17 protein-coding genes are annotated in these 16,011 nt (G+C 67.8%); 8 read left to right on the forward strand and 9 right to left on the reverse strand.

What is annotated here, in order from left to right; translation table 11 throughout:
- Nucleotides 1–86: 86 nt before the first annotated feature.
- The 5 genes from B4E96_RS08915 to B4E96_RS08935 all read left to right on the forward strand — a co-directional run bounded on the left by B4E96_RS08915 (nt 87) and on the right by B4E96_RS08935 (nt 5,114).
- A complete protein-coding gene (locus B4E96_RS08915; protein WP_286957234.1) occupies nt 87–725 on the forward strand; it encodes a copper resistance CopC family protein in 639 nt (212 codons plus the stop codon).
- A gap of 30 nt (nt 726–755) precedes the next feature.
- A complete protein-coding gene (locus tag B4E96_RS08920; protein ID WP_286957236.1) occupies nt 756–2,729 on the forward strand; it encodes a cytochrome c oxidase assembly protein in 1,974 nt (657 codons plus the stop codon).
- A 22-nt stretch (nt 2,730–2,751) separates the two neighbouring features.
- A complete protein-coding gene (locus B4E96_RS08925) occupies nt 2,752–3,444 on the forward strand; it encodes a DsbA family protein (protein WP_217006726.1) in 693 nt (230 codons plus the stop codon).
- Between the two features lie 4 nt (nt 3,445–3,448).
- Nucleotides 3,449–4,081, forward strand: a complete 633-nt coding sequence (locus B4E96_RS08930) for a vitamin K epoxide reductase family protein (protein ID WP_217006727.1) — start codon at nt 3,449–3,451, stop codon at nt 4,079–4,081.
- A 151-nt stretch (nt 4,082–4,232) separates the two neighbouring features.
- A complete protein-coding gene (locus tag B4E96_RS08935; protein WP_217006728.1) occupies nt 4,233–5,114 on the forward strand; it encodes a ligand-binding protein SH3 in 882 nt (293 codons plus the stop codon).
- Nucleotides 5,115–5,308: 194 nt separating this feature from the next.
- On the opposite strand, the gene B4E96_RS08940 is transcribed toward B4E96_RS08935, so the two are convergent.
- Together B4E96_RS08940 and B4E96_RS08945 are read right to left on the reverse strand one after the other, a co-directional pair.
- Nucleotides 5,309–6,256, reverse strand: a complete 948-nt coding sequence (locus B4E96_RS08940) for a cation diffusion facilitator family transporter (protein WP_254221135.1) — start codon at nt 6,254–6,256, stop codon at nt 5,309–5,311.
- The gene (locus tag B4E96_RS08945) at nt 6,243–6,632 is read right to left on the reverse strand and encodes an ArsR/SmtB family transcription factor (RefSeq protein WP_286957240.1); all 390 of its coding nucleotides are present in this window, start codon (nt 6,630–6,632) and stop codon (nt 6,243–6,245) included. Before B4E96_RS08945 ends, B4E96_RS08940 begins: the two co-directional genes overlap by 14 nt.
- Nucleotides 6,633–6,732: 100 nt before the next feature.
- Here B4E96_RS08945 and B4E96_RS08950 point away from each other — a divergent pair, with 100 nt between their 5' ends.
- On the forward strand, nt 6,733–7,374 hold the full coding sequence (locus tag B4E96_RS08950) for a methyltransferase family protein (protein WP_217006730.1): 642 nt from the start codon (nt 6,733–6,735) through the stop codon (nt 7,372–7,374).
- A 182-nt stretch (nt 7,375–7,556) separates the two neighbouring features.
- Nucleotides 7,557–7,754 (forward strand): hypothetical protein, encoded by a 198-nt coding sequence (locus tag B4E96_RS08955; protein ID WP_170274843.1) that lies wholly within the window; start codon nt 7,557–7,559, stop codon nt 7,752–7,754.
- A gap of 12 nt (nt 7,755–7,766) precedes the next feature.
- Here B4E96_RS08955 and B4E96_RS08960 read toward each other — a convergent pair whose 3' ends face one another.
- The 5 genes from B4E96_RS08960 to B4E96_RS08980 form a co-directional block, all read right to left on the reverse strand.
- Nucleotides 7,767–8,024, reverse strand: coding sequence for a metal-sensitive transcriptional regulator (locus B4E96_RS08960; protein WP_165884382.1), 258 nt, complete (start codon nt 8,022–8,024; stop codon nt 7,767–7,769).
- Between the two features lie 122 nt (nt 8,025–8,146).
- Entirely contained in the window at nt 8,147–9,289 is a 1,143-nt protein-coding gene (locus B4E96_RS08965) for a DUF4097 family beta strand repeat-containing protein (protein WP_286957242.1), read from the reverse strand.
- A gap of 12 nt (nt 9,290–9,301) precedes the next feature.
- A complete protein-coding gene (locus B4E96_RS08970) occupies nt 9,302–9,964 on the reverse strand; it encodes a response regulator transcription factor (RefSeq protein ID WP_170274845.1) in 663 nt (220 codons plus the stop codon).
- Nucleotides 9,955–11,559: a sensor histidine kinase gene (locus B4E96_RS08975; RefSeq protein WP_286957244.1), complete on the reverse strand. Its 1,605-nt coding sequence runs from the start codon at nt 11,557–11,559 to the stop codon at nt 9,955–9,957. Before B4E96_RS08975 ends, B4E96_RS08970 begins: the two co-directional genes overlap by 10 nt.
- Before the next feature lie 111 nt (nt 11,560–11,670).
- The gene (locus tag B4E96_RS08980) at nt 11,671–12,636 is read right to left on the reverse strand and encodes a type II CAAX prenyl endopeptidase Rce1 family protein (protein ID WP_259876389.1); all 966 of its coding nucleotides are present in this window, start codon (nt 12,634–12,636) and stop codon (nt 11,671–11,673) included.
- A 111-nt stretch (nt 12,637–12,747) separates the two neighbouring features.
- Between B4E96_RS08980 and B4E96_RS08985 the strand changes: the two genes are divergently transcribed.
- Entirely contained in the window at nt 12,748–13,377 is a 630-nt protein-coding gene (locus B4E96_RS08985; protein ID WP_286957252.1) for a hypothetical protein, read from the forward strand.
- A gap of 135 nt (nt 13,378–13,512) precedes the next feature.
- Here the strand turns inward: B4E96_RS08985 and B4E96_RS08990 are convergent, their stop codons facing one another.
- Together B4E96_RS08990 and B4E96_RS08995 are read right to left on the reverse strand one after the other, a co-directional pair.
- A complete protein-coding gene (locus B4E96_RS08990) occupies nt 13,513–14,925 on the reverse strand; it encodes a sodium/glutamate symporter (RefSeq protein ID WP_259876374.1) in 1,413 nt (470 codons plus the stop codon).
- A 310-nt stretch (nt 14,926–15,235) separates the two neighbouring features.
- Complete coding sequence (locus B4E96_RS08995) at nt 15,236–15,997, reverse strand: SDR family NAD(P)-dependent oxidoreductase (protein ID WP_102160812.1); 762 nt, start codon at nt 15,995–15,997, stop codon at nt 15,236–15,238.
- Nucleotides 15,998–16,011 lie beyond the last annotated feature (14 nt).

Genomic DNA, 16,011 nt, shown 5'->3' on the forward strand with positions numbered 1-16,011 from the left:
ACCGAACTCGGGGCGATCCACATTGCTCCCCCACAGTCACAGGCGCGGGCTGGTACCCTGACCCCGTTCTCTACAGGAGGTAGAAATTGATTCGCAGCGTTGCAGTGCGGCCGGTCAGCCGCCTCGTGAGCGTTCTGGCAGTGCTGGTGGCGGTCGTCCTGCTGCCGGTCGCTCCGGCGTCGGCGCATGACGTCGTGACCGGGACGAATCCCGAAGACGGGCAGAGCCTGGATGCCGTCCCCGAGGCGATTGAGGTCTCCTTCTCCAACGCTCCTCTGTCGATGGGGTCGGAGATCCTGATCAAGGACGCGGCGGGGACGAACTGGGCCGAGGGAGGCGTCGAGATCGATGGCAACATGGCCGTCCAGCCGGTCAATCCCGAGGCGCCCGCCGGTGAGTACACGGTGACCTGGCGGGTCGTGTCCTCGGATTCCCATCCGATCGACGGCTCGTTCTCCTTCACCGCGACCGACGGTGCCGGTGCTTCCTCCTCCCCCAACCCGGAACAGGCAGGGGCCGGGTCTTCCCAGCCGGCGCAGCCCGTGGCCGAGCCCGCCGCGCCGGAGCAGCCGCAGGCGGAGACTCAGCAGGCGGCCGCCGACGAAGCCGACACGGGAGTGCCGCTCAGTTTCGTGATCGTCCTGGCCCTCCTCGTCATCGCGCTGGGGCTTGTCGTCGTCGCCGTAGTGGCCCGCCGCCGGCGGTTGGAAAGCGACGAGGCATGACCGGTGCCCCCGGACTCCGAATGCCATCCGATGGGTAGCGCCCCAACCGAAGCTCCGGCCGGGCGCCGGCGCTCCGCGGCCTGGCTCGTGGCCGCCTTTGCGGTCGCGGTCGCCGCTGTCGTGGCAAGCGCGGCGTTCTCCGGGGCGGCGGCAGAACGCGAAGCGTTGGATCCCGGCGCGTTCGTGCGCTGGGCGCTGCCGATCGCGCTGACCGTGCACCACCTGGCGCTGGCCGTGGTTGCTGGCTGCCTGATCTTCGCGGCAACGATCCTGCCCCCCGGAGATGACGAGTCGGCACCAGGGCCTTCGCGCCCGCACCCGGCATTCGCCCGCGTGCGGGCGGTCGCCGCCGTCGTGTCCCTCGTGTGGCTGGGAGCTGCGGTGGTCGTGCTGGTGCTGACCTATGCCAATCTCGCCGGCCAGCCGGTGTCGGACAGTGCCGAGTTCGCCAGCCAGCTGGCCTACTTCCTCACCGATCTGCTCGTCGGGCAGGCGTGGGGTGCGATCACCCTGATTGCCTTCCTCGTGTGCAACCTGACCTTCCTCGTCCGCTCCACCACCGGCCTGGCCGGCACGGCCCTGCTCGCCCTGGCCACCATCGTCCCGATCTCGCTGATCGGGCACGCCGCCGGCAGCGACGACCACTTCGCCGGCGTCGGTGCGCTGGCCGTGCACTGGCTCGGCGTGCTGGTGTGGGTCGGCGGTGTGGCGGCCCTGGCCGTCACCGCTCCGATCCTCGCCTCCAACCACGGTGCCCACCTGGCGAAATCGGTGCTCTCCCGCTTCTCGGCGCTGGCCGGTGTGGCGTTCTTCCTCGTCCTGGCCTCCGGCGTGCTCAACTCCGTGCTCCGCCTCGGCGGGTGGGAGGGGCTGCTGAGCCGGTACGGTCAGCTGATCCTCATCAAGCTCGCCGCAACCCTGCTGCTCGGCGCCATCGGGCTGGCCTATCGCAGCTGGGCCATCGCCCAGGTCGGGCGCAAGCCCGGCGGGCAGACGGCCTGGCGGCTGGTCATCGCCGAAGTGCTCATCATGGCCGGAGTCATCGGGGTCACCGGGGCCCTCGGCCGGACCGCTCCGCCGGTCCCCCGGGAACCGGAACCGGCGATCACCCCGGCCGAAATCCTCACCGGCTACCTGTTGCCGCCGGACCTGACCTGGTCCCGGTGGTTCACCGAGTGGCGGTGGGACTGGCTCTGGGTGGCCTTCGCCCTCACCGCAGCCGCCGTGTATCTCCTCGGCGTGCGCAAGGCACGCGCTGTCGGGCATCGGTGGCCGTGGCAGCACACCGCCACCTGGCTGACCGGACTGCTCGTCCTCGTCTATGTGACCTGCGCGGCCCCGACGATCTACGGCATGGTGCTCATCAGCGTGCACACCGTCATGCTGTTGGCCATCACCGTGGTCATCCCGCTGCTGTTGGCCCTCGGGGCTCCGCTGGACCTGCTGGCCCTGACCGTGGACCGGCGCACCGACGGCAGCCGAGGACCCCGGGAATGGCTGCACGCCGCCGGCTCAGCCGCCGGCCCAGCGCTGCGGAACCCGCTGCTCAGCGGTGCGGTGGTGGCCGTCTCGCTCGGTCTGCTCTACTACACCCCGCTGCTGCGCCTGGCCCTGGATTTCTGGATCGCCCACCAGATGGCCAACCTGTACTTCCTGCTCATCGGGTTCTGGTTCATGACCACGGTGACCCGCCCCCGAACCGCGGCACGAACACTGTCCCGGCGCACCGTTGCCGTGGCCGGGCTGGCCGGGGCGCTCCTGCTCTGGGCGACCGTGCTCGCGTCCGGTGTCACCCCCGTCCTCGAGGTGGACTGGTTCGGCAACCTCGCCCGCACCTGGGGGCCGCCCATCACCGCCGACCAGCAGCGTGCGGGCACCGCCGTGCTGCTGGCCGGAGTGACCCCGCTCGCGGTTCTGCTCACCACGCTCCTCCTGCACCGACCACGCCCGAGGCCCACTGGCACCGCGGGTGCCCCTCAACCCTCCTCCACCGCCTTCCACTGACCGGATAGGAAACGGATCATCCATGAACCCCGCCAACCGAAGCGTTCTCGTGAAGAGCAAGTCCCTTGTCTGGATCCTGATGGCTGCCGCCGTGATCGCCGCCATCGTCGTGGTCGTCATCGTGCGCGGCAACGCTCCCGACACGACCGCCGAGTCCGCCACGCCGGCAGGGACGGCAGAGACCGGGCAGCTCGTCCGCGAGAACAGCCGTGTGCTGTCGCAGGCGCCGAACGAGAAGGCGGTACTGGTGGAGTTCCTCGACTTCGAATGCGAGGGCTGCCGGGCAGCTTATCCCCTCGTCGAGGAGCTGCGGGTCGAGTACGCCGACTCCGTGACCTTCGTCCACCGCTACTTCCCGCTGCCCGGACACCGCAACGCGATGAACGCGGCCGTGGCCGTGGAGGCCGCCGCCCAGCAGGGCGCCTACGAGCCGATGTACCAGCAGATGTTCGAGACCCAACCCGAATGGGGCGAATCCGCCGACGACAAGAGCGCCGTCTTCCGCTCCTTCGCCGACGACCTGGGCCTGGACATGGACGCCTACGACCAGGCAGTCGCAGACCCGGCCACCCGGGAACGAGTCGAGCTCGATCAGGCCGACGGCATCGCCCTGAACGTCAGCGGCACACCGACCTTCTTCCTCGACGGGCAGCTCCTCACCCCCGACAGCCTCGAAGAGTTCGAAGCCGCGGTGGCTGCTGCGGCAGCCGACTGATCACATGGCAGAATCACCCGCCGCCGTCCGCCCATCGCCTGAGCTCGCTGTGCCCGTGTTCGCCCGACACGTCCCGTTCGCCGTCGTGCTGCTGGCCACCGGGGTCATCGGCTGGGTCGCCTCGGCGATCCTCGTGTCCGAACGGCTGGCCCTGTACGAGAACCCGGCCCACGTCACCAGCTGCGACATCAATCCGTGGGTCTCCTGCGGGAAGGTCATGGGCAGCTGGCAATCCGAACTGTTCGGGTTTCCCAATCCCCTCATCGGGATCGTCGCCTTCGCCGTCGTGATCACCACCGGAATGGCCCTCCTGGCCGGGGCGCAGCTGGCGCGCTGGTACTGGATCGGTCTGCAGATCGGGGTCAGCCTCGGCAGCGTCTTCGTCATCTGGCTGTGGTCCCAGGCCCTGTTCGACCTCTACCTGCTGTGCCTGTACTGCATGATCGTGTGGGCCGCGATGATCCCGCTCGTCCTCCTCCTGACGATCCGCAATCTCGTCCACGGAGCCATCCCCGCACCGGCCGGGCTGGTCCGCTTCACCGCGGACTGGGCGGGAACGCTCGTCGCCCTCACCTACCTCGCCGTCGCGGCCTCCGTCTTCATCCGGTTCTTCCCCGCTCTCACCTCCCCCCTCTGAGACAACCCGCCGCGGGGGCGGGCTGTCCCCAGCGCAACACCGTGTAACACTTCTCACCCTTATCCGGGTCGTTACCGTTTTGTCATCTCTTCGTGCGTCAGTACACTCACAGATAACGAAACGGTCACATCTGCATTAAGGGTTAGTCGTAATGGTTAAGCACTCGGATCCGCAGCCGTCCTGGAGCGCGCATGCGCGCTCCCTCATCCGGGACGTCGCCGCGGGCGGCCGCAAGCGCGCCGGCCGCCATGGTCAGGAGCCGAGTACCGCCACCGGGGTACTCAAATCAGCCAGGCGCCGCCCGGTGGTCGCCGCCATCGCACTGCCGGCAGCCGCCACGACCGCGATCGTGGCCTCCTCGTTCGCCTTCGCACCCGCAGACACCGCCGGCGTCGTCAAGGCCGAGGACCAGGCGGCCACCGCCAGCGCTGAGCCCGGCACCCCAGACGTTCCCACGCAGGATGCTGAAGAACTTGAGAAGGAGCGGCAGGCGGCCGCCGAGGAGTACCGGAAGTCCCTCGAGGACGACCCGAAGTACAACCAGAAGTCAGAGGTGAAGGCCGCACTGCCGGCCCCTGAGTCTTCGAAGGAGGGCTCGTCGGAGACCTCCGACGGAGGGTCCTCGGACCGAGGTTCGAAGTCCTCGCGCTCCGACAGCCGCGAATCCTCGGGCCTCTCCGACGAGCCCTGCTCGGTGTCCAGCGGAATCGAATCCCAGCTCACCGCGAACGCCAAGAAGGGCTACCGGGCGGTCTGCGCCGAGTTCCCCGAGGTGAAGACCTTCGGCGGACCGCGCAACGATCCCGGATCTGACCACCACACCGGACAGGCCCTCGACATCATGATCTCCGGCTCGACGGGAGACCGGATCACGGACTTCGGGATCAAGCACGCATCCGAGCTTGGAGTGAAGTACGTGATCTTCGAGCAGAAGCTCTACGCCCCCTACACCGGTTGGGAGGGACGGCCCATGGAGGACCGCGGCTCGGCCACCGCCAACCACATGGATCACGTCCACATCTCCTTCAACTGAAAAAGCCGACCGGCCGCTGCCCCATCCCCCATGGGAGCAGCGGCCGGTCCCATCCCCGGGCGATCCTGACCACATCTGGCAACAGGACGCCTCACCATGAGCCACTGCTGTGCTGCGGGCCTAACCCCGGACAGGCGGCGTCGAACCTGGCAGTCGTGTTCGCCGGGCTGAAAGCGCGCCGAACACCGGGCTCGTCAGGCGTGTTGGACTGCGGGCAGTTCCCGGTCTCGCAGGGCAGCCGTTTCCACTTGGATCGTGGCGTGGTCGAAGGCGACGGGGAAGTGTTCCTTGACGCAGGCGAGGATCGCCTCCAGGATCTGCGGGGCGTGACCGGATTCGAAGCAGTCGTCGTCAACGACGACGTGCGCGGAGATGACCGGCAGGCCGGTGCCGATCATCGAGGCGTGCAGATCGTGCACATCGCGGACGTGTTCGAGCTCCAAGATGTGGGCGCGGACCTCTTCGAGATCGACTCCCTTGGGCGTGAACTCCATCAGCACCCGCACCGTCTCGCGCAGCAGCCGGAACGCGCGGGGGACGATCAAAGCCGCGATGAACAGCCCGGCGATGGTGTCGGCGCGCTGGAACCCGGTGGTCTCGATCACGATCGCCGCAATGATCACGCCCAGCGACCCCAGGGCATCGTTGAGCACTTCGAGAAACGCCGCACGCATATTGAAGTTCGCCTCGCGGTTGGATGCCAGCACAGCGATCGCGGCGATATTGGCGACCAGGCCGATCACACCGAACACCAGCAGCTCCGTGCCGGGCACCTCGGCAGGTTCGAACAGTCTGCGTATACCCTCGACGGCGGCATAGGTGCCGACCACGAGCAGCAGCACAGCCTGCCCGAGCGCGGCGATGACCTCGATCCGGGCGAAACCCCACGTCCGCTCACTGCTCGGTGGACGCAGCATCATCGTCGCCGCGATGACCGCCACCAACAGCCCGGCCGCATCAGCCAGCGCATGAGCGGTATCCGTCAGCAGAGCCAGGCTGCCGGTGATCACGCTGCCCACCGCTTGCGCCACCACAATGACGGCGATGATGCAGAACGCGATCAACAGCCGACGACGGGTCCCCCGATCAGCCCGCTCCGGGACATGACTGTGCACGTGCCCACCCCGGTCAGTTTCCGCCATACCCCTCATCCTCCTCAACGATCGACTCGTGATGGTCGTGGTCACGCAATGAAAGCGACACCCCGGACGCCCTCAGCAGCTCATCCGCGCTCTCGACCAGATCCTCCAGTCGGGCCGGATCGGCCAGCGAGAACCACGAGGACCGGCCCTCAGCACGCATGGTGACCAGTCCGCAATCACGCAGACAGGCCAAATGCTTGCTGACTGTCGACTGCGCCAGATGCATGTGGTGGACCAGGTCCCGCACTCGGTGCTCGCCGCTGGCCAAATGCTCCAGCAGCGCCAGGCGCGTCGGCTCGGCCAGCGCATGGAACAGCGCTGCATAAGCGCTGCGGTCTTCGGACCAAACGGTTTCAGCAACACCATCACTCGCCATATAGCGATGATAGCATTAACTGACGATGTTTCGAGGGGCGGTTTGTATCGACCGTGACCCCTGCCTCTCGCGCCGGCCCACTTTCCCAGACAGGCCCAGTATGACCACCAGCACAGCCGCCGCCCTCGCTCTCGGCCTCTATCTGGCCGGGCCGATCACCGCTTTCTGTGTGCGCACCTGGCTGCATCGCCTGCGCACCGGATCCTCCGGGTTCCGGGGCCTGACTGGGGCTCCCGGATCGGCCGAGTGGTGGGGTGGGATCCTCTTCGCCGCAGCCCTGGTGCTCGGCACCGCCGGGCCGCTTTTCGCCTTGACCGGCGTCACACCGCCGTGGGCGCTGCCCGCCGGTACACATTGGGTCGGGCTGGTCGTCACCGTCGCCGGCTTGCTCGGCGTGCTGGCTGCCCAGTCCGGCATGGGTACTTCCTGGCGGATCGGGGTCGACGCCACCGAACGCACGGAACTCGTCACCAGCGGAGCCTTCGCCTTCGTCCGCAACCCGGTCTTCACCGCGATGCTGGCCGCCCTCGCCGGAATGGTGCTGCTGGCCCCCACCCCGGTGTCCGCGGCCGCCCCGCTGGTCCTGCTCGCCGCCGTCGAGCTCCAGGTCAGACGCGTCGAAGAACCGTATCTACTCCGCACCTACGGAGACATCTACGCGCGCTACGCGGCACGCGTGGGCCGCTTCTTGCCCGGAATCGGCCGGCTGAAAAGTTCACGCCGGGACGAATCACGCCCCTAGGGAAGATCCACGTCAGTCCAAGCCCTCAGCACTGGACACACATGTCTAGACGACACCCACGTGATCGAACGCTTCCGGCTAACGGGTATGCGCCGCTTGACATGTTTTATGCCCCCTAGGGTATTTTTCCATGTACGAGACCCCGAGGCTGCCTCAGCGGCAGCACAGGAAGGAGGCACACCATGTGCCGACCAGTGCGCTGCAAAGTGTGCGAGAAGACGACGTGGGCCGGCTGCGGCCAGCACATCTCCCAGGTCAAGGCCCAGGTGCCGTCCGGGCAGTGGTGCAACGGCAAGCACACCCAGGCTGAGAAGGAGGCCGCGAGCGCCAAGAGCGGCGGCGGATTCTTCGCCCGCCTCTTCAGTAGCCGCAGGAGCTGAGCGCGACCGTATTCAGGCCAGGGAGAGGAACATCTTCTCCAGTTCGCGCACGTCGACATCGGCTCCGCCTTCAGCGATGCAGTGGTGGAGCGTGTCGGCGATGATCGCGAATCCGGCGCGGTCGACGGCTGAGGAGACAGCGGCCAGCTGGTTGATGACGTCCTGGCATTCGCTGCCCTCTTCGACCATCCGGATGACGGCCGCGAGCTGACCGTTGGCCCGCTTGAGCCGGTTGATCGCCGGCTTGAGCGTCTCAGTGTTGACCTGCATCGTGTCCTCCTCCCAACGCCACGGCGGCGCCTGTCTGAAGTCATCTTACTGGCTTCTGCAGGCGCCGCCGCTGTTGTCTGCACGGCCGCGTCTCAGGCGGTGACGGACAGGGGTGCTGCCGGTCAGGAACCGTTGCCGGTGGCGTCCGGGTCGTCACCGTCTGTGTCGTCTGGATCCTGGTCGTCGGCGTCCTGGTCGCTGAGCTCACCGGAGGTGTTCCCACTGACGTAGTCGACTGCGATGGCACCGCTGGTGCTACGGATGCTGATCGGCACGACGGTCTTGCCGTGGCCGTCGCGGATGGTGTCGATGTTGACATCGGCCGTGCCGTTGCCTGCGGTGTTGACCAGGTAGCCGTCGGCATCAGCACCAGGGACGTCGGACAGGCGCGGCACTCGCAGATCGACTGACCCGAAGCTGGTGGCCAGATCGATGCCGCTGGCCGGCACCGCCTCCGTGCTGAGCCCGATGTCGATGGTGCCGGCATCGGTGAGGGCGGTGAGCTGGTCGGTGACGGTGAGGGCTTCGCCGCTGATGGTGCCGCGATCGGCGGTGACGTTGACGATCTCGTGGCGGCCGCTGAGCTCGACGGCTCCGGTATTCGTCTCGATCGTCAGCTCGCGGGTGGTGAGCCCCTCCGTGTCGATCGCACCGAGATCGCTGAAAGCGCGCACCTGGTCGAACTGCCCGGCGATGTAGACCGCCGAGACCTGTGAACGGGCTTCAAGCTGTATCTTCTCCGCCATCTCCTCAGGCACCTGCACGTCGACACGCAGGTCGCCGGCAGGTCCGAAGGTGCGTCCGGCCACTCGGGAAACGGAGATGACGGTGCGGCCGTCGGCGTCTTCTTCGATTGTGAGGTCGGGCTGGTGCTTGGTGCCGTTGTATTCCACGTTCACCTGTGCCGCGGTGGCTGTGGTGGTGCTGATGTCGACGACGCCGGTGGGCACGTCGACGAGCAGGCCGGCGGCACCTGGGGTGAACGATTCGCTTGTCTCGTAGTGACGGGTCTGCAGGGCCTGGGCGAACATCGTTCCGCCGAATGACAGCGGCAGCAGCACGGCCAGAGCTGCGACGATCGCGATGACGGCGCGGATCCCGGTGCGGGTACCGGAGGTCACGCGCTCGGGCCGGAAGGCGGTCTCCGGGTTCGAGCGCACCTGCTGGCTGCCGGGCTGGCCTGGCTGCTGGGAGCCTGCCGACTGGTAGGACGGCTGGGGGTTCGGCTGGTTGGGGTTCTGGTGTGGGTTCTGCGGGAATGACATGGCGGGTACCTCCTAGGCCCCGAGGAACCGCAGCACGGCAAGCACCCGGCGGTTCTCTGATGTGTCGGCCATGAGGCCGAATTTCGTGAAGATCGAGCTGATGTGCTTCTCGACAGCACCAGCGCTGAGGTAGAGGCTGCCGGCGATCGCGGAGTTCGACTTGCCCTCGGCCATGAGCTGGAGGACCTCGCGCTCCCGGGCGGTGAGGTCGGACAGGCCGTCCTGCTTGCGGGTGCGCACGAGGATCTGGCTGACGACCTCGGGGTCGAGCACGGTGCCTCCGCCGGCGACTTCGGTGACGGCTGCGAGGAAGTCCTCGACATCGGCCACGCGGTCCTTGAGCAGGTAACCGAAGCCGCCGGAGTTGTCGGCGATGAGGTCGCGGGCGTAGCGCTCCTCGACGTACTGGGAGAGGACGATGACGCCGACCTCGGGGTTCTGCGAGCGCACGAGCACCGCGGCCCGGATGCCCTCGTCGGTGAAGGTCGGCGGCATCCGCACGTCGACGATCGCCAGATCCGGTGGCCCGTCAGGCGACTGGGCGGCGGTGTTGATCGCAGCGAGGAACTCGTTGGCGTCCCCGACGGCTGCCACGATCTCGTGTCCGGCGTCGGTCAGCAGCCTGACGAGGCCCTCCCGCAGCAGCACGGCGTCTTCGGCGATGATTATGCGCATGGCACCTCCACAACGAGAGTTGTCGGGCCACCGACCGGGCTGGTCAGGGCCCATGTGCCGCGGGCTGCGGTCACACGGTCAGCCAACCCGGCCAGCCCCGAGCCGACCACTGGGTCGACGCGTGCGCCGCCGCGGCCGTTGTCGCTGACGCTGATGTGCAGCCGGCCGTCGCGCACATAGATCCTGACGTGGGCCTCGGTGGCCAGGGAGTGCTTACTCACGTTCGTCAGTGCCTCGGTGACGACGAAGTAGGCCACGGCCTCGGCTTCGCTGCTCACCTTCGTTAGCGGCACCGAGCCGGTGACACCGGCGAGCTGAGCGGCGGAGTGGTCGAGGAGATCGACGGTGACGCGGACTGGAACGGCACAGCGGGCGGCCAGGGCCGAGACGGCGGCGTCGAGGCCGCGGTCGCTGAGCACAGCCGGGTGGATGCCGCGGGCGAGCTGGCGCAGCTCGGTGATCGCCGCCTTCGACTCGGCGTGGGCTTCGGTCAGCAGCGCCTTGGCCGCCTCGGGGTCGGTGTCCATCTTGGCCTTGGCCATCCCGAGTTTCATCGAGGTCGCCACGAGCATCGGCTGCACTCCGTCGTGGAGGTCGCGTTCGATGCGCAGCCGCTCACTCGTCGCAGCGTCGACGGCACCGGCACGGGCGCGGTCGAGGGTCTTGACCTCAGCGCGCAGCGCCTCGGTGCGGGTCGCAGGCAGCAGGGCGCGGTCGAGGGCGCGGTCCGGGTACGGGCTCAGCAGCAGGATGAGGACGGTGGAGACGAAGGCGGCCAGGGCGATGAGGCCGCTGCCGAGGCGGGAGAAGTCGCCCAGCTGTCCGGGGAGGAACTCGGGGTTGAGCGCGGCGGCCGCGAGCAGTCCGGCGAAGGTCAGGCCGACGCCTGCGAGCAGGCAGACGAAACCGCCGTAGATGATTTTGATGTAGTGGTGGGCGGTCGAGCGCCAGAAGCTGGGGGACTTGAACACCAGCCACTGGTTGTGCATGAAGCGGCTGAAGCCAGGCGCATAGGCCGATTCCGGTGTCGGGGCTGAGGCGATGCCGTCGCCGTAGACCGCCTCGGCGCGGAAGCGCTCAACCCGGTTGATCCCGCGCTGCAGCACGAACCACACGAACAGGGCGAGCAGCCCGAGCCCGAGTGCGAACAGGCCGCTGAGGCCGGCGATGAGCACGACGACCGGCAGCCACAGCCACACGACGGCGAGCACGCCGGAGACGATGACGTTGGCGATGCCGAAGAAGCCGGGGTAGCCCTTGCGCCACTTCCGCTCAGTCAGCTCAGCAGCCGACGGCTGCGGGGCCGGGGTCTCTGCCGCGCCCGGAACCGGTGCCGGAGGTGCAGGCGGAGTGCCGCCTGTGCCTGCTGCGGTGTCCGTGCCCGAGGCGGTGGCCGCCTCGGTCTCATCAGCGCGGTCGACCTGGGCGGCTGCGTCGGCCTGGTGGTTCTGGTCGTTCTCGTCGCCGGTCGGGATGACGGCGGTCGGGTCGGGGGTGGCGGGTTCCGGGGGTGTGCTCGGTGTGCCCTGCGGCAGGGGGATGGTCGGACGTGTGACGTCCTCGCGGGCCCCGTCTGGGCTGGGTGTGGTGTTCATAGCTTCACTGTATTTTCGCTGCGAGCATGCCGGACATGGAGCCAACCATCCACGTGAGGCGGGTTTTCCCTACTCGGTCTCCCCCACCTCGGGAACGGCCGGCCGGTCATGTCACATGCCGCCGGGACTGATGACCCGGCCGACGAGCGCGCCGGGCTGGGCGCGGGCGTGGTTGGGGTATTTGACGGCGTCGTGGTGGGTGACGACGAGGGTGGAGTAGATGACGACGATGAGGGTGGAGACGAGCAGCTGGACCATCGACCCGCCGTCGAGGCTGTTGGGCAGCAGCAGGTTGAAGGCGGCCAGGCCGTAGAAGACGACGTTGCCGACGATGTGCAGGGCGATCGCGGCCTCCAGCCCGCCGGTCGCCCAGGTGACGAACCCGGCCCCGAGGGCGAAGATCGCGATGTCGACCTGGCTGACAAGCCCGTAGTTCTGCCCGAGGATGAGCAGCGGCAGCGGCAGCAGGATCGGCCATACCGGATGTGCCAGCCACGAGCCGATCATCTGCCCGAGGATGCCGCGGAAGACGAACTCCTCGCCGGCGGCCTGCATCGGCACGAGCAGCAGGGTGATGACGATGAGGATGAAGCCGTTGTGATCCGGCCACCGGAAGTGATCGTGGGCGACCGGGTCGAAGATCATGAGCAGGGAGGTGATCGGCACCGTGATGAGCACGGCGAGCATGGTGCTGCGCCCGAACAGCCGCCACCGGAACCGGCCCTCGACTGAGTACAGGGTGCCCAGCGGCCGGCCGGAGACGTTCATCGCCAGCAGGCAGGCGGGAATGAGGGCGATGGTGACGAGCACGGTGAAGAACAGCGTGACCGGGCTGGCGATGAGCGGGACGCCCTCCCGGCGGATCGGGTCGAAAAGGTTCGGGGCGAAGTGGTCTGAGAGCAGCATCACCGGGGTGATGATGAGGCTGGAGAAGAGCAGGAAGTACACCATCGTCAGCACCCCGACGAGCAGCGGACGCCACCAGCGGATGTGCGGATAGGTCTCGGCCATCCGGAAGTAGCGGAACACCGGCGCTTTGGCAGGATCGTAGTAGGGAGGCTGATGGATCTTGCGCATGCGGCCCGTCGCCTCTCCCTCCTGGCAGATGGTCACTCGGCACAGACACGGACAGCCGGCACCGAGGCGTGGCACGGCGAGTTCTCGGGTCGGGCTCGTAGAGTTCCTCATATGAATAGTAGCCGTTCTGCGCACTCGCCCCGCCACCCGGTGGCCACCGGCCCCCGCCCTGCTGTCCGGGCGCCCCAGCCGCTGCGCTCGCGGACGCGCACGATGGTGCTGTTCTGGCTGGCGGCAGTCTCCGGGGTCATCATGTGCGCGGCCTACCACTGGCTGCAGCTGAATTCCGGTGCCGCGCTCGGCCGGGCGATCCAGCCGGGCATCCCGAGCGTGCACCTCATCGTCGACGTCACCCTCGGCACGCTCGCTCTTGCGATGCTGCCGGCGGCCATCCAGCACGACCCGATGGAGCGTGAGGACTCCTATGTCGGCCCGCCCTCAGCACTCGTGGCCGGGCTGGTGATCCTGTGTGTGTGGATGGTCTCAGTGCTCGCCGCCCCAGCCGGTGCGGTGGTGCTCATCTCGATCGCCGCGCGCTTATCAGCGAACTGGACGATCCCGGCCTTCTGCGCCTCACTGCTGTCGATCATCGTCTTCCAGCTCGCCCTCGCCCAGGCCGATGCCTCCCCGCACTTCGCCCTCGGTGCCGTGCTGCTGACGGTGACCCTCATCGCGATGGGCAGCATCCGCGGTGTCGTGCTGCGCCGCCAGGAGCGCGCCGACCTGCAGCGCCAGTCATGATCGCCTCGGCGCGACTCGGCGGTCCGGCATGCCTCCAGTCCGTCCGACTCGAAAGTTAGAAAAGCTATTCATGGTCAGTGGGCATCTGACCATGAATAGCTTTTCCAGCTTTATGACTTATGGCCTGCCGGAAAGTCAGCCGGTGGGTTTGTCCGGCAGCCCGCTGGCGTGCGAGCCGCCTGCCGATTCCTCGGCCTCGGCCTCCTCACCCTCGTCGTCCTCATCGCCGTTCTTCGTCCAGCCGAGGATGAAGGCCAGGACGAACACGGCGATGCCGCCGAGGGTGACGACGATCGCGTAGGGCCAGGTGAACCCGGCGATGATGAGCAGCGGGGCGGCGATCGTCATGCCGATCTCGAACGGCGAGTAGCCGACGTAGGCGACGCCGAACTCCTCGAGCGTCTTCGACTTCATCTTCGGGTCGACGATCTTGAGCAGCGCGATCGCGGTGGCGACCGAGGCGGTCGACCAGCCCCAGCCGAAGATGCCGCGCTCGATCCACTGCTCACCGAACATCGCCGGGCTGACGAAGCGGAAGATGATGAAGCAGTACACGAATCCGAAGACCATGAGGATGATGAGCGGGATCGCGTAGTCGGCGACGATCGCCGGGACGATCGAGGCGACACCGAAGGCGACGAGGAAGTCGGTTGCCGAACCGGAGACGGCTGAGACGGTGTCCTGGTCGACGTACTTCTTGCCGTTGGTGATCTCCAGGATCCCGCGGCCGGCCATGCCGACGACGAAGGCGAGCGCGAACAGCGGGATGCTCACCTCGGGGAACAGCGCAGCCACGCCCTGCTGCAGGCCGTAGGCGCCGATGGTCGTCATGCCGACGACGGCGACGTGCAGAGCGAGCGGTTCGAGTGAGGACGGCGAGGAGGTCGCGTGTCCGATGGCCGGGCGCTGGCCGATGATCGAGATGAGGCCGGTGCGCAGCTCCTCGGGCAGTTCAGAGGTGTCGCCGATCTGCGCGGTCCGACCGGTCTTGGCACCCCACTTGGCCATGATGATGCCGCCGATGATCGCCACGAGTGTGCCGATCGTCGCCGAGGTGAAGCCGAGCGTCATCGCTGCTTCCTGGCCGCTGTCCTCCAGGCTGCCGCCGATCGCGGCAGCGGTGCCGAAGCCTCCGACCCAGCCGACAGGCAGCATGAGGCCGAACCAGTCGGGAGTGTCGAAGAGGAAGGACAGGACGATGAGCCCGAAGAGCACCGCAGCACCCCACTGCAGGACGTACATCCCCGTGGAGAAGGACCACATGGCCCGAGCGCCTTTGAGCACGCGGCCGGAGAACTCCATGCTGTAGGGCATCGCACCGAAGACCACTGCGATGAGGATCGTCGAATAGGTGCCGAGCTGGTCGCTGAAGGGCAGCCAGCCGAGCACGGCAGGGCCGAAGATGAGGCCGAGGATGCCGGCGGTGATCGATGACGGGATGAGGAGGCTCTGCACCGGACGGGTGTAGGCGCGGATGAGCTTGCCGATGAGCAGCAGCGCTGAGATGAGGCCGATGTCCACAAGCAGGGTGTAGGGGGTGTACTCCATCAGGGTCCTCCTGGTCGTGTGCGTCGCCGCCGGCGCGATACGCTCTCGGCCCGGGTGCCGGGAACCCCGGCCCACCACGATCCAGCCCACCAGGAGAGCTGAGTGTTCCCTGTGAACACCCTATCGTGCGGGCCTGCCAATAGATAGCCCTTCCGGGTCTCGGTCGCCTCTGTCATGGGCGCAAGTGCCCTTGTGCGCATGCGGACTGCCCGCGTACGCGTCAGGCGCCGGCCGACCGTGTGGTCGACCGGCGCCTGTGCTGCGGGCTGTCACGTCCCCGCGGGGACGTCTCCGCGTCAGGTGGTGCGGATCATTTCGGTGCCATGCGGATGGCGCCGTCGAGGCGGATGGTCTCGCCGTTGAGCATCGGATTGGCCACGATCGACTCGACGAGCTGGGCGTACTCGGCCGGCTGGCCGAGGCGGGCCGGGTGCGGGATCGAAGCGGCCAGCGAGTCCTGGGCGGCCTGCGGCAGACCGGCCATCATCGGGGTCATGAAGATGCCCGGGGCGATCGTGACGACGCGGATGAGCGAGCTGGCCAGCTCACGGGCCATCGGCAGGGTCACGGCGTGCACGCCGCCCTTGGAGGCGGAGTAGGCGATCTGGCCGATCTGGCCGTCGAAGGCCGCGACCGAGGCGGTGTTGATGATGACACCGCGCTCCTCACCGTCGGCCTCCTGCTGCTGCATGGCGGCAGCGGCGAGCCGGCAGACGTTGACGGTGCCGACGAGGTTGATGTTGATGACCTTGGCGAAGTCGTCGAGGCCCAGCGGGCCACGCTTGCTCACGAGCTTGCCGGGGGTGGCGACGCCGGCGCAGTTGACGACGACCCGCAGGTTGCCCAGCGAGGTGGCCAGGTCGACGGCCTTCTGGACGTCGTCTTCGCTGGTGACGTCGGCTGCGACGAAGTGGGCCTTGTCGCCGAGCTCGGCGGCGGCGGCTTCACCGGCTTCGGCGTTGAGGTCGAGCAGGACGACGGTGGCACCAGCATTCAGCAGGCGTTCGGCGGTCGCACGGCCGAGACCGGAGACACCTCCGGTGACGAGGGCGACGGCGTTGTTGAGTTCCATTGCGGTGTGATTCC

This window comes from Brevibacterium sp. UBA7493, assembly GCF_002479565.1.
GTDB lineage: Bacteria > Actinomycetota > Actinomycetes > Actinomycetales > Brevibacteriaceae > Brevibacterium > Brevibacterium luteolum.